This is a genomic window from Holdemania massiliensis (genome assembly GCF_022440805.1).
GTDB lineage: Bacteria > Bacillota_I > Bacilli_A > Erysipelotrichales > Erysipelotrichaceae > Holdemania > Holdemania massiliensis_A.
The window spans coordinates 1,252,967-1,268,557 of sequence record NZ_JAKNTK010000001.1; the positions used below are offsets into that span (position 1 = coordinate 1,252,967).

Below are 15,591 nucleotides of genomic sequence, written 5' to 3' on the forward strand. Positions count from 1 at the left end.
AACGGATACGAAAGAAGAAGCAAGGAGGGAAAGGTTATGAAGAAATTACCTAAATTGCTGACAGCTCTGCTGATTGCTTGCTTGGCGTTGGCAGGATGCGGCACGAATGAAAAACCAGACAACAACGGCGATGGTTCGGGGGATACACCGGCTCAGGACGTCTTGATTTATGCAGTTCAGGGGGATCCGCAGAGTTTCAATCCGGATATGAAGTCGGATGATTATGCTTACAGTGCAAATCAGAATATCTACAGCCGTCTGGTAAAGTTAAATGCCAATGATCAAATTCTGCCGGACCTGGCAGAAAGCTGGGAATTCTCGGAAGATGGGCTGACATTAACCTTCCATTTACATGAAGGTGTGAAGTGGCATGACGGTGAACCGTTTACTTCGGCTGATGTCAAGTGGACATTGGATACGATGAAAGAACAGAAATGGACTAAGTCAGATTCAGTGGCTTCAGTGACTTCGATTGAATGTCCGGATGATAATACCGTTGTCCTGAATCTGAGTCAGCGTGATGTAGCGATTGTTGCGAAATTAGGCTGGTACGCAACGTTTATCATGCCGGAGCATATCTGGAATGATCCGCAGTACAGTGATTTTGTATCCAACCCGGCAACTTGGAATCCAGTTGGAACCGGTCCGTATAAATTTGAAAAATATGAAGCGGGTGTTGGAACAACGCTGGTTAAAAATGAAGAATATTTTGGCGGGGCGCCAATTATTGAAAAGCTGATTTTCCAGGTCATTCCGGATTCAACCACAGCTTATCAATCTTTACTGAATGGTGAAGTTGATTATTTGGGTATGTCGATTCCTACGGCGAATAAGCACGAGCTGGATAACGATCCGAATTATAAGCATTTCCACTATCTGTCGATTAACAGAACTTATATTACCTTCAATATGGAAACCAGTATCTTTAAAGATGCTCGGCTGCGTCAGGCTGTCGCTATGGGTGTTGATCGTCAGGGCATTTACAACCGTGTTGCTAATGATACCGGCGCGTTAGCAGAATACTTCATTTCCCCATTATGGGAAGGCAAGTATCTGGATAAGCAGTATACGATGCCGGCGCGTGATGTGGAAGCCGCTAAAGCTTTAATTGAAGATGCTGGGTATACATTACGGGATGATGGATTCTATTTTGATATGACAATGGATATCTTCGAAAGCGGAAACTTTAAGGATATTGCCCAGATTGTCAAAGAAAATCTGAAAGAGATCGGCATCAACGTGACCTTGAATATCATGGAAATGGCAGCTTGGCAGGACAAAGTTGTTACTAATTCCAACTTTGATATGACGATGCTGGCCGGCTATCAGGGACCAGATGTCTCAGGTATATCTGGACGTGTCGCGTCAAATGGCGGCACCAATGTTGGCCTGTATAACAACCCAGAGATGGATGCTGCGCTGCAGGCAGGCGTTGAAACTGCGGATGATGCTGAGCGGGCAAAGGCCTACAGTGAAGTTCAGCGGATAATGAGCGAAGATATGCCGATGGTCTTCCTGTTTGAAAACGGGGACTGTCTGCCAGTCGCTGCGAATTTAGACGGTACGCCGCGAGATGTTCCTGATCTTGCAGCAGCGAATGAATTTGCTTACGCGAATTACAAATAAGTGATTGTTAAGTTAAGCCGTCGATTTGACGGCTTTCTTTTGAAAGAAGGGATCGTATGCTCCTAGAAACACCAAGATTAATTCTTCGACCCTGGCAAATGACTGATTTGGAGGATCTGTACACGCTGGCAAAGAACCCGCATGTCGGACCGAGGGCAGGTTGGCGGCCGCATCAAAGCCGTGAGGAAAGCCGATTGATTTTGAGCCGGATGATCACGGCGCCGGATGTGTTTGCTATCGTTTTAAGGCAAAATGACAAAGTCATTGGAATGATCAGCGCCGGTGTGGATTCATCACGAAGAAATTTAGCTGCGAAATCCATCGGCTGCGCGCTGAATGAGGACTATTGGAATCATGGTTATATGAGTGAAGCTGTAAACAGGATGATTCAATATCTCTTTGCGGATCCTGGGACGGAACTGATTGCCATGGATCATTTTACGGATAATCCTGGCTCTCGGCGCGTCATTGAAAAGAACGGTTTTCAGTATGAAGGGACAATGCGGCAGAAATTTCGACTGTTTAACGGCGAAGTGAAGGACTGTTTGTGTTATTCGTTAACGCGGGCTGAATTTGAAGCTCAGACTGTTTCCAAAGATAAAGACTAAAAAATGAATCCGATCACTCGGATTCATTTTCAGCCTGGATGGACAACTTGATTTTCTTTTGAGCACTTTCTTTACGGTACTTATGAAACTGAACCAGAAAAACAGTTGGAAAAACGACAGCTGAAGCCGCGACCACAGACATCAGACCGATCATCATTGATTGATAGACCGTTTCCATCGGGGATTGTTTCATCATGTTCACTCTCCTTATAGATGTATTATAACGTGAATGGAAGTGAAAAAGAAACCGACAATTGCGGCGAAATGATAAAAGGGGCTTCTTTCGAACAGCCCCTTTCCCAATTTATTTACAATGTTTGTCGAACCATTCCACCATCGCTGTTAAACGCTGAATGCGATGGGTTGGCTTGCCAAAGATCGGCAATCCATGATGTTCGCCATGGAACAACAGGAAGCGGGTTTCCACTCCATGCAGTTTCAGGGCATAGAACATTTGAATCGGTTCGGCGATCCAGCAGCGATAATCCTGATCGGAATGAATGAACATTGTCGGTGTTTTCACTCGATCCGCATATTTTAGCGGGGACTGTTCCCAAACTAAGCCGACATCTGACCAAGGCGTTGCAGCCTGGTTGTCCATGTTGTAAGTGAAGCCGATATCCGTACATAAGAATTTGGTGACATAGTTGGAGATCGAAGCTTCCGGGATTGCGGCCTTAAACCGATCCGTTTGGGTAATGATCCAGTTGCTCATGTAACCGCCGTAGCTGCTTCCGGTAACACCTAAGCGTTCCCCATCCAGCTGCGGATATTTTGCCAATACCGCATCCGTAAAGGTCATCAGATCACTGTAATCCTCTTTGCCGAAACGGCCGCGGATATCGGCAAAGGCATTGCCGCGGGAATCGGAGCCGCGGGGGTTGCAGTAGAAGACAAAGTAACCATTAGCCGCAAAGACCTGCATTTCATGATTGATAACAGGACCGAAGGTCCCTTTGGGTCCGCCGTGAATTTCTAAAATCCCCGGATATTTCTTATTCACATCGAAGTCTGCCGGTTTAATCACAAAGCCCTCATGCCGGATGCCGTCATTGTAGAATTCAATTTTTTCAATCGGGGAGACGGCAGTGTTGGCATGATAATCACTGTTGAAATGGGTCAGCTGCGTCTCTGATTCATCTTTAAGGAAATAAATTTCCTGCAGCTTCTGATCACGCAGACCAATGAAAATGATGCCTTCATCGGTGACTTCAAAGTCTTCAATGCCGCCATGATAGCCGGACAACCGCTGCAGCTGACCGTTTTCATCGAAGCATTTCATGCAGCCATCGTTTTCATCCGTACAGCTGAAATAGATTTTATCCTTATAGGCTTTTACCGCGGTGCCAAACTGCTGGATGCAGTCAGAACCCAGTGAAGCCCCGTAGGAATTGTCATAATGAACCAGACGGGTACGCTGCTGATCTTCTTCTACGACAAACAAAGTAGCATGCTGATGGTAGCCGTATTCTTTGAAATCAGAGATTGCGGCAATGATCTTATGTTTGATATAGAAAGCCCAGCTGACATTCACCTCATGATCCGGAATCAGTGTCAGATCCTGCTTTGTTGTGCAGTCAAACTGGTGCAGCGAGCTTGGAATCTCACGGACCGAATTCATCGGATTGCTGATATAAAGAAGCTTGTTGCCCTGGATGTGCGAAATGGAGGCATTGGCTGACGGCTCGGAGATCGGAGTGGTCTTCTTGCTGTCCAGCTCCAATAAATACAGGCGTGAGCGCTTCATATTGGTGATGCCCTGTCCGTTCGCCCAGAATGGTATTTCATCAAACCATTCATAGTCTTTGTGAGAATCGCGTTCTTCTTTCCATTTCTTTTTCTCATCGTCACTCTTGCATTCAAAGTCGTTCATGCCGTCTGCACGATAAGCGACAGACAAAATCAGCTGGTTGTCATTGACCTTCTGGAAACTGCCGACCGGCATGGCCAGCCGGAACCATTCTATGGCTTCACCACCATGAATGTTCAGCTTGTAAAAAACCGTCATGCTTTCGCCTTCCGCGGTTTTCTCCTTTAATTTTGGATCTCGGCAGCCAGTGAATACAAGCGTATCCTTGTCCCACCAAATTGCTTTTTTCTCTTCATTGCCGGATGTCAGCTGGCGGGTCTGTTTTGTTTGCAGATCCAGAAGATACAAGTTGCCGGGATATTTGTCCCCCTCCAGATCTGCGGTGATGACGGTAAATACTGCGTGCTGCTGATCCGGGCTGACCTGCAGACTGCCCAGATAGCGATAATCCATAAAATCTTGAATCTGTACTTTTTTCATGCTTTCTCTCCCATCTATCGTCTATTTTATCACACGCTGTGCAGGAATGATTGAAAAAAGATGGAAGGAGAAAAAAATCGCAGCTGCGGACTAGGAATGTGTCTCGGAAATCATTATAATGGAAGCAGACAGAAAAGAATGGGGGTATTGATTTGATCTTAATACGGAACGGAAACGTGCATGATGGTTTGGGCCAGGTACTGGCAAAAACGGATATTTTGATCGAGAACGGAAAGATTGTCCGGATGGGGCAACAGTTGGAAGCCGCACAGGCAAAGGTGATAGAAGCCGAGGGAAAATGCGTCATGCCTGGCTGGATCGATCCGTTAAGCGGCTGGGGAACAGCTGCAGGTCGCGGACAGGCGCGGGATAATGATGAAACAAGCGATCCGCTGACGCCGCAGCTGGACGTTTATTATGCGTTTGATCCTGAAAGCATGATGTATCAGGAGCTATGGGGGTACGGAATTACGGCTGCGGGTGTTGCGCCGAGCAACAACAACATTCTCGGCGGCAGTACGGCCGTGTTCAAGGCTTACGGCAAAACGGCTGAAGCAATGTGCGTCAAAGCACCGGCAGCATTAAAAGGCTCCGTGGATGAAAAGGTTAAACAGACCTATGGCCCGCGCAATATTGCGCCGATGACTAAAATGGGTATTTTCTCAGCCTTGCGCGAACTGATCGCAAAATGCCGTTCGGACAAAGCGGAAGATCAGAAAGATCTGAAGGTTCAAGCTTTCCGGCCTGTTTTAGAAGGCAAGCTGCCGTTGATTCTGAACTGCAATACCCAAGCGGAAGCAGAAGCGGTACTGAAGCTGTTTGAAAAAGATCCGGTTCAGCTGATCTTGGCGAATATGTATCAGCTCGATGAAAGTCTGATGGAGAAAGAGTGCGGCCTGATCCTGGGGGATCTGACCGATGGCTTTAACCGATACAATGCCGCCATTGATTACAAGGCGCTGTTTGATTTGATCAAAGCTGGCAAACCGGTGGCGCTGAGTGCGTTTGGCGATGCGGTTTCACCCGGCCGGGAAATTCTGATGTGGAATGCGCATGGTTTGTTGGCGCAGGCCCGGCGGCTGGGGGCTGAAATCACCAGTGAAGATGTGCTGAAAATGCTGACAAGTGTTCCGGCTCAGTTGTTAGGCGTGGCTGATCGGATTGGTTCCCTGACTGAAGGCAAAGATGCCGACGTCGTAATCTGGTCGAGAAATCCGCTGGAAACCTTCCGGGCCTTGCCGGAAACAGTAATCATTTCCGGGGAAATTGTAAAGGGGGAAAAAGCGGCATGAAACGATTGATCAAAGGCGCAAAAATCTTGACAATGGGCACGCTGGGAACGTTGGAAAAAGGCGATATCCTGATGGAAGACGGGAAAATCACCGCGATCGGCGAAGGCCTGGAAGCGCAGGAAGCAGAAGTCATTGATGCTAAAGGACTGACGGCAATTCCTGGAATTGTTGATGCACACAGCCATATCGGCGGTTTTGAGATTGCTACGGGAGCCCAGGACGTCAATGAGATGGTTAAGAATGTGACGGCCGAAGTGGAAGTGATCGACGGACTGGATCCAATGTCGCCGTCGTTTAAAGAGGCGCTGGCGGCAGGCGTAACCTGCAGCGCGATTGCCCCGGGCAGCGGCAATGTCATCGGCGGTGTCGTCTGTGCGGTGAAAAGCGCTGGGCAGGGAACGATTGATTCCATGTGCATCAACCGCCATGTGGCTTTAAAAGCAGCGATGGGCGGCAATCCGAAGGGTGTTTACGGCAAACGCAATCAGATGCCGATGACGCGGATGGGCGTGGCAAGCATCCTGCGCCAGTATTTCCGTGATGTTCAGGAATACATGAAAAAACAAGAAGAAGCCAAAGCCGATCCGGCAAAGATGCCGAAATGGGATCCGGCGATGGAGAATGGAGCCAAAGTTCTGCGGCATGAAATGCCGGTGAAGATGCACTGTACGCAGTTTGACATGATCACCGTTATTGAACTGGCAAAGGAATTCGATTTCGAATTCACCCTTGATCATGCCTGGGGTGCTTCTGATTATATGGAACCGATTGTCGAAAGCGGCTGTCCAGTGATCTTTGGTCCGATTGCCGTGGCTAAAGGCTTCGGCGAATCGATTAAGATCGATATTGACAGCGTTGTGGAAATGGACAAGCGCGGGGTACTGTGCTCCATCATGACTGACGGTCCGGTATACCATCCTTGGCTGATTGTGGAACAGGCAGGCGAAGTTGTCCGGTATGGCGCTGATGTTGAACGGGCGATTGCGATGCTGACAATCAATCCGGCCAAGACGATCGGCTGTGATCAGCGAATTGGCTCGCTGGAAATTGGCAAGGATGCGGATATCGCTTTGTTTAACGGAATGCCGACGCTCGATCCGGCAGCGGGAGTTGTGATGACGCTGGTCAATGGTGAAATTGTGTATCAAAGTAAGGGCTTCTAAGCCCTTTTCTTCTTGAGGAGGAAGCGATGAAGACAAAGGAAAAAGTGGCAGCTGTGCGCTGCACAAGTTATGATGAAAATCAAGTCGAACGCCAGCTCAATCGGCTGATGGAGGCAATCGATGCCGCAGCTTTGATCCAGCCGGGCATGAAGGTACTGATCAAACCGAATTTATTGTCCGCTAAAAATCCGGAAGAATTTACCACTACCCATCCAGAAGTTCTGCGGGCGTTAGTTCGTTATGTGAAACGGCACGGCGCACAGGTGATGCTGGCGGACAGTCCGGCCGGGCGATTCACGCTGGATTCCCTGCGTTTAGTTTACCAAAAGACGGGATTGAAGGCGTTGGCTGAACAGGAGAACTGTCAGCTCAATGAATCGCTGGACAGCGTTGAAAGTGAGCTGAAGGTTGGCGCCGAAGCGGTACCGATTTTAAAATGTGTCGCGGATGCCGATCTGATCATTGACTGCTGCAAGTTTAAAAGTCACAGCTATACTCTGACCAGCGGTGCGGTGAAGAATATGTTCGGGGTCATTCCCGGCCTGGTGAAAGCTGAAATGCATGCCCGGTTTCCCAAGCGTGCGCATTTCTGCCGCTTCCTCTGCCAGCTGGCGGCAATGGTCAAGCCGCAGCTGTGCATCATGGATGCGATTGAAGGAATGCAGGGCAACGGCCCCAGCGGTGGAGATCGGTATGACGGCCAACGCTTGCTGGCGGCTCAGGATCCCTTTGCACTCGATTATGGAGCGCTGAAGTTGTTTGGTCTGGATCCGAATCAGATGCCGATTCATCATGCGGCCTGTGTGTTGGGGCTCGTGGATCCGCAAAATGTAGAACTGTGCGCGCTGGAAGAATCCTGGGAAGCTTTATCATGTCATGATTTCAGACTGCCGGAAACGGTTAAAGGTCTGATTCAGTTGATTCCTTCCCCCGTTGAGGCACTGCGCCATGTTTTTGCCCCTTATCCCAAACCGGATCTAAAGCGATGTGTGGGGTGTGGAGAATGCCTTCGGGACTGTCCGGTTCACGCGATTACGTTGGTCAATCAGAAAGCGGTTATTGATCGCCGCCGCTGTATTCGCTGTTACTGCTGTCAGGAAGTCTGTCCGATTCATGTCGTGCAATTAAAGCGTTAAAACCTTACAAAAATCTTAATTGTCCGTGAAAAACAGGAGCGGAACCGGAAAAAAAGGTATAATAAGACCAGCGAATGGGAGAGAAGTTATGAATCAGAAACAAACGATGAAAAATCTGATGCGCACGGTGATCGCCCTGTTGATCTTGCTGGGGGCTTTATTGATGGTGCTGGCCGTGATTACGCTGCAGAGACCCAAAGATGGCGAAGTTCAAATTACGGTTACGCCGCAGACAACAAGCACGCCGCAGCCGACGCCGATTGTGGAAAAAGCTGAGCTGATTATGGCCGGAGATGCTTTGCTGCACGGTGCTGTGTATACCGATGCCAAGACGGCTGAAGGCGGCTATGATTTTACTGAAATGATGAGTACGCTGAACCGTGTAGTGGATCATTATGATTTAAAGTATTATAATCAGGAAACAATTTTAGGTGGAACGGAATTGGGTTTATCCACGTATCCCTGCTTCAATTCCCCGCAGGAATTTGGAGATACGATGATGAACCTGGGGTTCAATCTGGTATCACTGGCAAATAATCATACCTTGGATCGGGGTGAACAGGCAATTCTGAATTCTCTGGATTATTGGTCAAACCAAAATGCCTTGACAGCGGGTTCTTACAGTTCCTTTGATGATCGGAAAGAACTGCGTGTTCGTCAGATCAACGGCATCAGCTATACCTTGCTGTCCTATACCTATGGCACCAACGGTATCGCCGTGCCGAAAGGCAAAGAATATCTGGTGAATGTCTATACGGATGAGATGCTGCTGGAAGATATCGCCAAAGCCCGTGGGGAAGTGGATGTCCTGATGGTCGCGATGCACTGGGGCGAGGAATATACGCATGAACCGACATCGGAACAGCGCCGTCTTGCACAGCTGTTGGCAGATGCCGGTGTGGATATCATCATCGGCAGTCATCCGCATGTCGTTCAGCCGATTGAGTGGATCGACGATACGCTGTGTATTTATTCATTAGGCAATTTGATCTCCGCCCAGGACGGAACCTATAAACGAATAGGATTGTTGGCGGGAGTAACGATAACCAAGACTACCTTTGAAGGGCAAAGTCACATTCAGCTCAGTGCCCCGCGTGCGGATCTGGTGTATACGCAGTATACGAAGGGATATCACAATTTCAAACTGAAGTTCTTTGATGAAATTGAAGAAAGCGAACTGAAAGACATCTGGGGTGTATATGATCAGTATGGAAAGATTATCACCGATGGCGGCGCGGTGGATCAGTTAGGCGGGTTATAAACTTCCTGGCAATCAGGAAAAAGGGCAAAAGAATGGACAGCGGCTTCGGGAGTGAATCATGATGCGCTGTCTTTTTGTTTACACTTGCAAGTCTAAAAAAGTAAAGGATCGGAGGCGTATTATGGATCGTCAAATCAGAAAAGCGGCAATTTTGTTGTTGGGAATCTGGTTAATCATCATTTTATGGATCACTTTGCTTAACCAAAACTACGCGATTGCGATGCGAATTGTGAATGGAATTCCTTTTCTATGGATTGCAGAGCTGTTTCAAATTTTTAAATCAGGCCGAGCTGTTCTGTTTTATGTTCGGCTGGTGATGAAAGGCCTGTTAATCAATCTTTGGATGTTTGCGCCTGCCGGATTTTTGATGCCGCTGGCTTTTCCTGCTTTTAGAAATGGAAAGCGGGTGATAGCCGCTGGAATACTTTTTTCTATCCTTATCGAATCTCTGCAGTTTATGCACGGCGGCCGCGTTGTGGATATTGATGATGTCTTGATGAACGGTTTGGGAACCGGACTGGGATTCTGTATTTATCAAATTGGTCTGTTTTTGATCTGTATATTACAATCGGAGAAAGTATAAACTCCAAAAAAAGGAGGTTTGCAGCAGATTGGCTGAACGGAAGCGAATTTAAAAAATAATTCTGTGAATTATAAGCCGTGGTGTGCATATTTTTGTACACCACTTTTGTTATACTGAGATCATCACGATAAACGAATCGGAAACAAATTTATTGAAAAGAATGAAGACCAATTCAGAATAGATATGGAATTGAATAGATTAGTAATTCTACTGTGATAGAAATATGAGGAGGAGTCGATATGCGTATTGTCATAACGGACAACGGATATATTTGGAATCATCTTAATCCTGTATTAAAGTCTTTCCAGCTAAATGTTCTGGTTATTTGTTTAAATGGTAAAAAAGTAACCGATGAATATCAATGTTTTGTCACGGATTTCAATTCCAAAGGTTTTTTAGGCATGGATCCATATGGAATACAAAACAGGAAATATCAAGCACTGAAGAAGAAATCAATTCAGCTTATTGAAGAATTGAGATATCATGATGAGATTGTATTTCTTGCTGATTTTTCTCCTGAATCTTTATATCCTTATTCTGTGGTAAGTCAATTGAATAGATTTAATCGGCTGCATCTCTGTACTATGTCACCTTGGAGCTTTTATGGGAAACAGGAAATAAAAGCGCATCAAGAAATGCTCACTTATCTTGCTGCTGCTACTTCTTTATTTTATGTGAACAGTGATGTTTTGTTGTCTGAAATGAAGGAACAGTTCAGATTTCCTGACTTATTGAAGAGAGCAACGGAGACATATAATGACCTGCTTCCTAAGATTTTATATGGAATTGAGCATATGAAAAAGGGAAAGTTTTATTTTGATTTTGCAAGCACGAGCTATGTTCCGATTAAAGAAGGATTTCATCAAATTGATCTTTCACTTCGATCACAAGATATTCCTATAACAAAAATTAAAGCACACTTTATTTATGCAACAATGGGGTATGTTTGCTTTGCGAATTATCCAGATGAGAATTCTAACACTAAAGACCGTGTAGAAGAATTAATTCCTCGCTTGGAGGGGAAGAAAATATGTGATTTTTTGCGGAAGCAAAGAATTAGACTTGCCAATGCTAATCATATTGAGTTTTCAAGTGAAGAATGTCCGTCATTAGGACCCTGTGGCGGAACTTGTCAGAAATGCGACGATGAAGCAAATTATCTGATGGCTGAGTTGGAAAAGATTCCGGAAGATCAAAGAATTTATCCAGAATTTACAATAAAGGAAATGGAGTAAGCATATGATTGGAGATATTATGGGCATTTCAAGGCTAAGAATGGGAACGGATGGAGAAGGAGTAACAACATTAGTGGCTTTCTTCGGCTGTCCGCTAAACTGTAAGTATTGTATTAATGATTTTTGCCATGAAATGGAACCGCAGATTATTTTTACTACTCCACCCAGAGGTGCTTACACAGCTGAAGAATTAGTTAAAATATTAGCTAAGGATGAAATCTATTTTAGAATGTCAAAAGGTGGAATTACCTTTGGCGGTGGAGAACCATTGCAGCAGGCAACCTTTATTAAAGAAGTATGTAATTTGAGTAGTAGCAAATGGAAGAAGCGAATAGAAACTTCATTGTATGCTTCTTGGGATAATATTGCTTTGCTTACTGATTTGCTTGATGAATGGATTATAGATATCAAAGAGATGAATGATGATATCTATACAAAATATACGAAGAAAAGCAATCGTAAAGTTATATCAAATCTGCAAAAATTATTGAATGTTGTTCCAGCGGATAAGGTGCGAATCAGACTGCCGCAGATTCCGGGATACAATAATAAAGAGGATATTGAGAAATCTATTCTTCGGCTAAAACAATTAGGTGTGGTACAAATTGAAGTATTTGAGTATGTCGTAATAGATTCTATTAGAAGAGAACGCAATGATATAAAATAAGAGTACTATTGATTATACGTAAAAAGAAACTAAAATAAAAAAGAGAGAGAAAATACGATGAAGAACAAAGAGAGAATTGCCGAGTTTTTGCAAGCCATTGCAGATCAGAAAGGACTTCTGTATTTCAACAGAGATGCCTATTCCGTTTATCAAGAAATGCTTGAAACAGATTGGATTGAGCCGAAAACAGCGCGGATGATCCTCATTACATTATTAGCGAAGATTATGGAAAAAGCAGAACTTCTTGAGTATAATAAAACTGCGATAACGGCTTTGATTCAGGAAGAATGCGGCTTCACTGAACGGATTGCAGAGGAGATTTCCGCAATTTATGCAGCCTTTCTGAGTGCGGAAAATTGGAAGCGATGGAACTGTAAAAAGGATGCGGGTTTGGATGAATTCTGTGAGAAATCATGGCATTTTGATCTGGAACTGGAACGCAGCTGGTATTCTTACTGCGTACATGTTGATGCAGAGATCCGCACCTCGATCGATATTCGAGTTGACGATAAGCGAAAAATCAGGGCGGAAATCCAGGCGGAGCTGGACCAGAATCCATGGATAACCGCCGAGAGTATTTTCACAATCTATACTAAAAAAATAAAAATAGGTGTAGCAGATGATTTTGAACGGTATGTACAGGCAGAAGATGATTATCCGCCTGAGGCAGAGGATTACGAAGGAAATTTTGAAGAGATCATTTCTGACTTCTGTGACCGTTATGGTTTTGAGCTTCTTGATTATTCATTTGTAGGCATGACTTCAGATTATATCCCAAATTAAGCTGTGAAGCCGTATTCTGTCATTCATTTCATTGAAGATATAGATTAAAGCTTAGGAGGAAAATTGTTATGGAAAATCAGACGATAAAAGTTGAGATTGAAGGAAGCCCTTTTTTACCGGAGGAACTGGAAAAATGGAAAGCAAAGCGGGTTAAAAAGGCTTGCCGAACATTGCGCTTAAAATTGGATTCCAAGGGATCCGCATCGGAAATCGCACAACAATTAACGACACGAAAAATCCAGATGAGTACCGACGAAATGCTGGCTTTGCTGAAAGGAAAGCTAGGGTTAAGCCGTTTGGGCATGAAACTGATCAGCGGACTTTCAGGAAAGCGGCGGCGAATGGCTAAAACGCGAATTACAGCTCAGGGAATCAGCGCCGAACGTTTCAGCAAAAGATTAGAGGCGTTGATGATTGAGCCTGATCAGAATTATCGCCGAGTTAATTTATCCGTCTATCCTGAACATTACGTTTTAAGACCAAATCACGGAACATTGGAAGTCGTTGAAACAACGGGAAATGCACCGCTGCCTACTCAGTTCTTTATCACGTTTGGGGATGAAGCCGGCTTGATGGAGCCTCGTGATCCTCGTTACCCATTTCAATCGGCAGGGATAGCCAGACTGAATGATCAAACGGAAATTGGCGGTGTACGCCATCAGTTTCGGGATACCGCGGAGGGGCTGGAATGTCTTTTATGCGTGGAATTTCCTGGCTTGTGTCCTAAGTTTCTCGTCAAGGCACATCAAAAACATCTGGCAGTAGAATTTACCAATTGGCTGACATGGATTCTTGCCCATCAGAATGAAGAATAAAGAAATTGTTAAGGATGCCATCCGATACGTCAGCCAGCAACGTAGGACTAGGAGGATATCACGGATCGGTACGCAGAATTTTGCGCACCGTTTTTACGCGGATCATTGATGAGATATCCCTTGAATAAAACGGCTTGAAAAATAAGGAGGGTATCCACTTACATCGTGATGGGTCCAGAAACAAAAAAGCGAAGCGAAATTAAAAACACTCGCTAAAGGAGTGTTTTAGATAGGAAGTGTCAGGCGTGTGTTTACCACCATGGCAGTTTTTTCTCACCTTGAGGTGCAATCCAGTTCTTTCCTTCCAAGTAAGGAATCAACATGCGGAAAAACAGCACAAGCAGGATGACTTCAATTGGCAGCATAATCGTATTTTTTACGATGCTTTTGGCGAAGTAATACAAATAGCCTTTCGAGTACAACATATAACTCCACAAGGAACCCAAACCGACATTGACAAATAAGTTGATCAACAGCCGGCTGAGTGCCAGACGCCAAACCGTAATTTGGGTACGGTATAAAAATAAGGCGAAGATCAAGGCGCCGGCCATGCTGGATAAAGTGTAGCCGGGGAAAAAGGGACCGGTAGGATGAATCGCGAATTCGATCAAATCGCCGATGCCGCCGCACAGGACGCCGACCACCGGACCGGCAACGGCACATTGCACCGCCGTGATCAGATAGGTGAAATAAATATAGAGATTGTCAGCCACCGGAATTCGAAACGAAGCAATGGCCATTTTTAATGCCATGCACAGGGCGGCGACAGCCAGAACTCGGACGCGCCGGGTTTCTGCCGACGCTTCTTTCCAGTAAGCACGGGAAAACGGATGAGAAAAGAGAGCTTTGGAAAACTGAGCCATAAAAAAACCTCCTCTTTTCCCTCTGACAGGTAAAAGAGAAGGTCATGCCTTCGTTTTTCGGGTCAGCGGGATGCGGAACCTGCACCGCAAGAAACCTTTTCGTCCTTCTGACAACTCCCCGTTCAGAAAGCACTTAACGCGCAGGAACCTACTCTGTTTGTGAAGAATATACCCCGAAATAAGCAGAATGTCAAATAAAAATTATAAAACAAAGAACAGATAGAGAGAGTAGCTCAAGATTAAGCTTAAGCCTTGGATTTTAGAACCTTTTTCTTTCATTAATAACGGAAGCAATGCTACGATAGTAATCAACAGACAGGCCGGCATATCCAATGCCAGACTTTGGGCGGAAACCGGCAGCGCCTGTCCGGATACAAACGAACAGATCGGCAGGATTAGAGTCAAATCGAGGATATTGGCGCCGATCAGATTGCCGATGGACAGACTGGATTCTTTTTTGATGATGGCGGTCACTGTCGTGACCAGTTCCGGCAGCGAAGTGCCGATCGCAATCATGGTGACAGCGACGATGCGTTCCGGAACTCCGAAGAAGGCCGCCAGCGCACTGCCGCTGTTGACTAACAGCTGGGATCCGGCAACAATACCTAAAGCACCAAATAAAAACATGACAATGCGTCGGATGATTTCTTTGTGCGTCGTTTGAATTCTTTCCGTATCCTCCTGCTGCTGCATTGCGTTGCGGACATTCAAAACCATCGAAATCAAAAAGATGCCGATTAGAATCAGACTGCCGATGAAGCTCAGGGCGCCGGATAAGCTGAATAGAAACAAAACCGCGGCCGCGGCGATCAACAAGATGCAATGCTTGATGTAGTCTTTGCGCTGAATCGCAATTGACATGAAAACCATGGCAACCGCTAAGATCAATCCCGTATTCGCAATGACGGAACCCACAGCGTTGCCAATGGCCATTTCCGTTTTTCCCTGCAATGCTGCAATAACGGACACAATCATTTCCGGCAATGTGGTTGCCAGACTGACGATCGTGGCACCGACGATAAAGGATGGGATACCGGAAGCTTTTGCGATCCAGCTGGCAGCATCGACGAACAGATCGCCGCCTTTGACAACCAGAAAGACTCCGGCAAGAAACAGTATAAGTGCAACTTCAATACTCATTGTGCAAACTCCTCTTCTTCAAATAACGATGATGATAAAAAAAGAAGACCTGTCTGCACTTTCCCGTAAGCGCCAGACAAGTCTTGTCAATTACCTCTAAGCCAGACGGAAAGCTCCGTCATTCTGTTG

General features: G+C 45.7%; 15 protein-coding genes and 1 riboswitch. Of the genes, 11 read left to right on the forward strand and 4 right to left on the reverse strand.

Annotated elements, in window-relative coordinates:
- The first annotated feature begins 36 nt into the window (after positions 1-36).
- Entirely contained in the window at positions 37-1,626 is a 1,590-nt protein-coding gene (locus MCG46_RS05690; RefSeq protein ID WP_240278426.1) for an ABC transporter substrate-binding protein, read from the forward strand.
- A 56-nt stretch (positions 1,627-1,682) separates the two neighbouring features.
- The gene (locus MCG46_RS05695; RefSeq protein ID WP_240278428.1) at positions 1,683-2,234 is read left to right on the forward strand and encodes a GNAT family N-acetyltransferase; all 552 of its coding nucleotides are present in this window, start codon (positions 1,683-1,685) and stop codon (positions 2,232-2,234) included.
- A 13-nt stretch (positions 2,235-2,247) separates the two neighbouring features.
- Here MCG46_RS05695 and MCG46_RS05700 read toward each other — a convergent pair whose 3' ends face one another.
- Entirely contained in the window at positions 2,248-2,430 is a 183-nt protein-coding gene (locus tag MCG46_RS05700; protein WP_240278430.1) for a hypothetical protein, read from the reverse strand.
- Positions 2,431-2,538: 108 nt separating this feature from the next.
- On the reverse strand, positions 2,539-4,524 hold the full coding sequence (locus tag MCG46_RS05705) for an alpha/beta hydrolase family protein (RefSeq protein WP_240278432.1): 1,986 nt from the start codon (positions 4,522-4,524) through the stop codon (positions 2,539-2,541).
- Between the two features lie 152 nt (positions 4,525-4,676).
- Here MCG46_RS05705 and MCG46_RS05710 point away from each other — a divergent pair, with 152 nt between their 5' ends.
- The 9 genes from MCG46_RS05710 to MCG46_RS05750 all read left to right on the forward strand — a co-directional run bounded on the left by MCG46_RS05710 (position 4,677) and on the right by MCG46_RS05750 (position 13,459).
- The gene (locus tag MCG46_RS05710) at positions 4,677-5,816 is read left to right on the forward strand and encodes an amidohydrolase family protein (RefSeq protein ID WP_240278434.1); all 1,140 of its coding nucleotides are present in this window, start codon (positions 4,677-4,679) and stop codon (positions 5,814-5,816) included.
- Entirely contained in the window at positions 5,813-6,979 is a 1,167-nt protein-coding gene (locus MCG46_RS05715) for an amidohydrolase family protein (RefSeq protein WP_240278436.1), read from the forward strand. Before MCG46_RS05710 ends, MCG46_RS05715 begins: the two co-directional genes overlap by 4 nt.
- A gap of 26 nt (positions 6,980-7,005) precedes the next feature.
- Positions 7,006-8,115, forward strand: a complete 1,110-nt coding sequence (locus MCG46_RS05720) for a DUF362 domain-containing protein (RefSeq protein ID WP_240278438.1) — start codon at positions 7,006-7,008, stop codon at positions 8,113-8,115.
- Positions 8,116-8,203: 88 nt separating this feature from the next.
- Entirely contained in the window at positions 8,204-9,376 is a 1,173-nt protein-coding gene (locus MCG46_RS05725) for a CapA family protein (RefSeq protein WP_240278440.1), read from the forward strand.
- A gap of 121 nt (positions 9,377-9,497) precedes the next feature.
- Entirely contained in the window at positions 9,498-9,959 is a 462-nt protein-coding gene (locus MCG46_RS05730; RefSeq protein WP_240278442.1) for a VanZ family protein, read from the forward strand.
- A 239-nt stretch (positions 9,960-10,198) separates the two neighbouring features.
- Positions 10,199-11,194: a hypothetical protein gene (locus MCG46_RS05735; protein WP_240278444.1), complete on the forward strand. Its 996-nt coding sequence runs from the start codon at positions 10,199-10,201 to the stop codon at positions 11,192-11,194.
- A 4-nt stretch (positions 11,195-11,198) separates the two neighbouring features.
- Positions 11,199-11,861, forward strand: a complete 663-nt coding sequence (locus tag MCG46_RS05740; RefSeq protein ID WP_240278446.1) for a radical SAM protein — start codon at positions 11,199-11,201, stop codon at positions 11,859-11,861.
- A 57-nt stretch (positions 11,862-11,918) separates the two neighbouring features.
- The gene (locus tag MCG46_RS05745) at positions 11,919-12,644 is read left to right on the forward strand and encodes a hypothetical protein (protein WP_240278448.1); all 726 of its coding nucleotides are present in this window, start codon (positions 11,919-11,921) and stop codon (positions 12,642-12,644) included.
- Between the two features lie 68 nt (positions 12,645-12,712).
- Positions 12,713-13,459, forward strand: coding sequence for a hypothetical protein (locus tag MCG46_RS05750; protein WP_240278450.1), 747 nt, complete (start codon positions 12,713-12,715; stop codon positions 13,457-13,459).
- Positions 13,460-13,710: 251 nt separating this feature from the next.
- Here MCG46_RS05750 and MCG46_RS05755 read toward each other — a convergent pair whose 3' ends face one another.
- Positions 13,711-14,322, reverse strand: coding sequence for a folate family ECF transporter S component (locus tag MCG46_RS05755; protein ID WP_240278452.1), 612 nt, complete (start codon positions 14,320-14,322; stop codon positions 13,711-13,713).
- A 61-nt stretch (positions 14,323-14,383) separates the two neighbouring features.
- A riboswitch (THF riboswitch) is annotated at positions 14,384-14,480 on the reverse strand.
- 43 nt (positions 14,481-14,523) lie between these two features.
- Positions 14,524-15,462, reverse strand: a complete 939-nt coding sequence (locus MCG46_RS05760) for a calcium/sodium antiporter (protein ID WP_240278454.1) — start codon at positions 15,460-15,462, stop codon at positions 14,524-14,526.
- Positions 15,463-15,591: the final 129 nt, after the last annotated feature.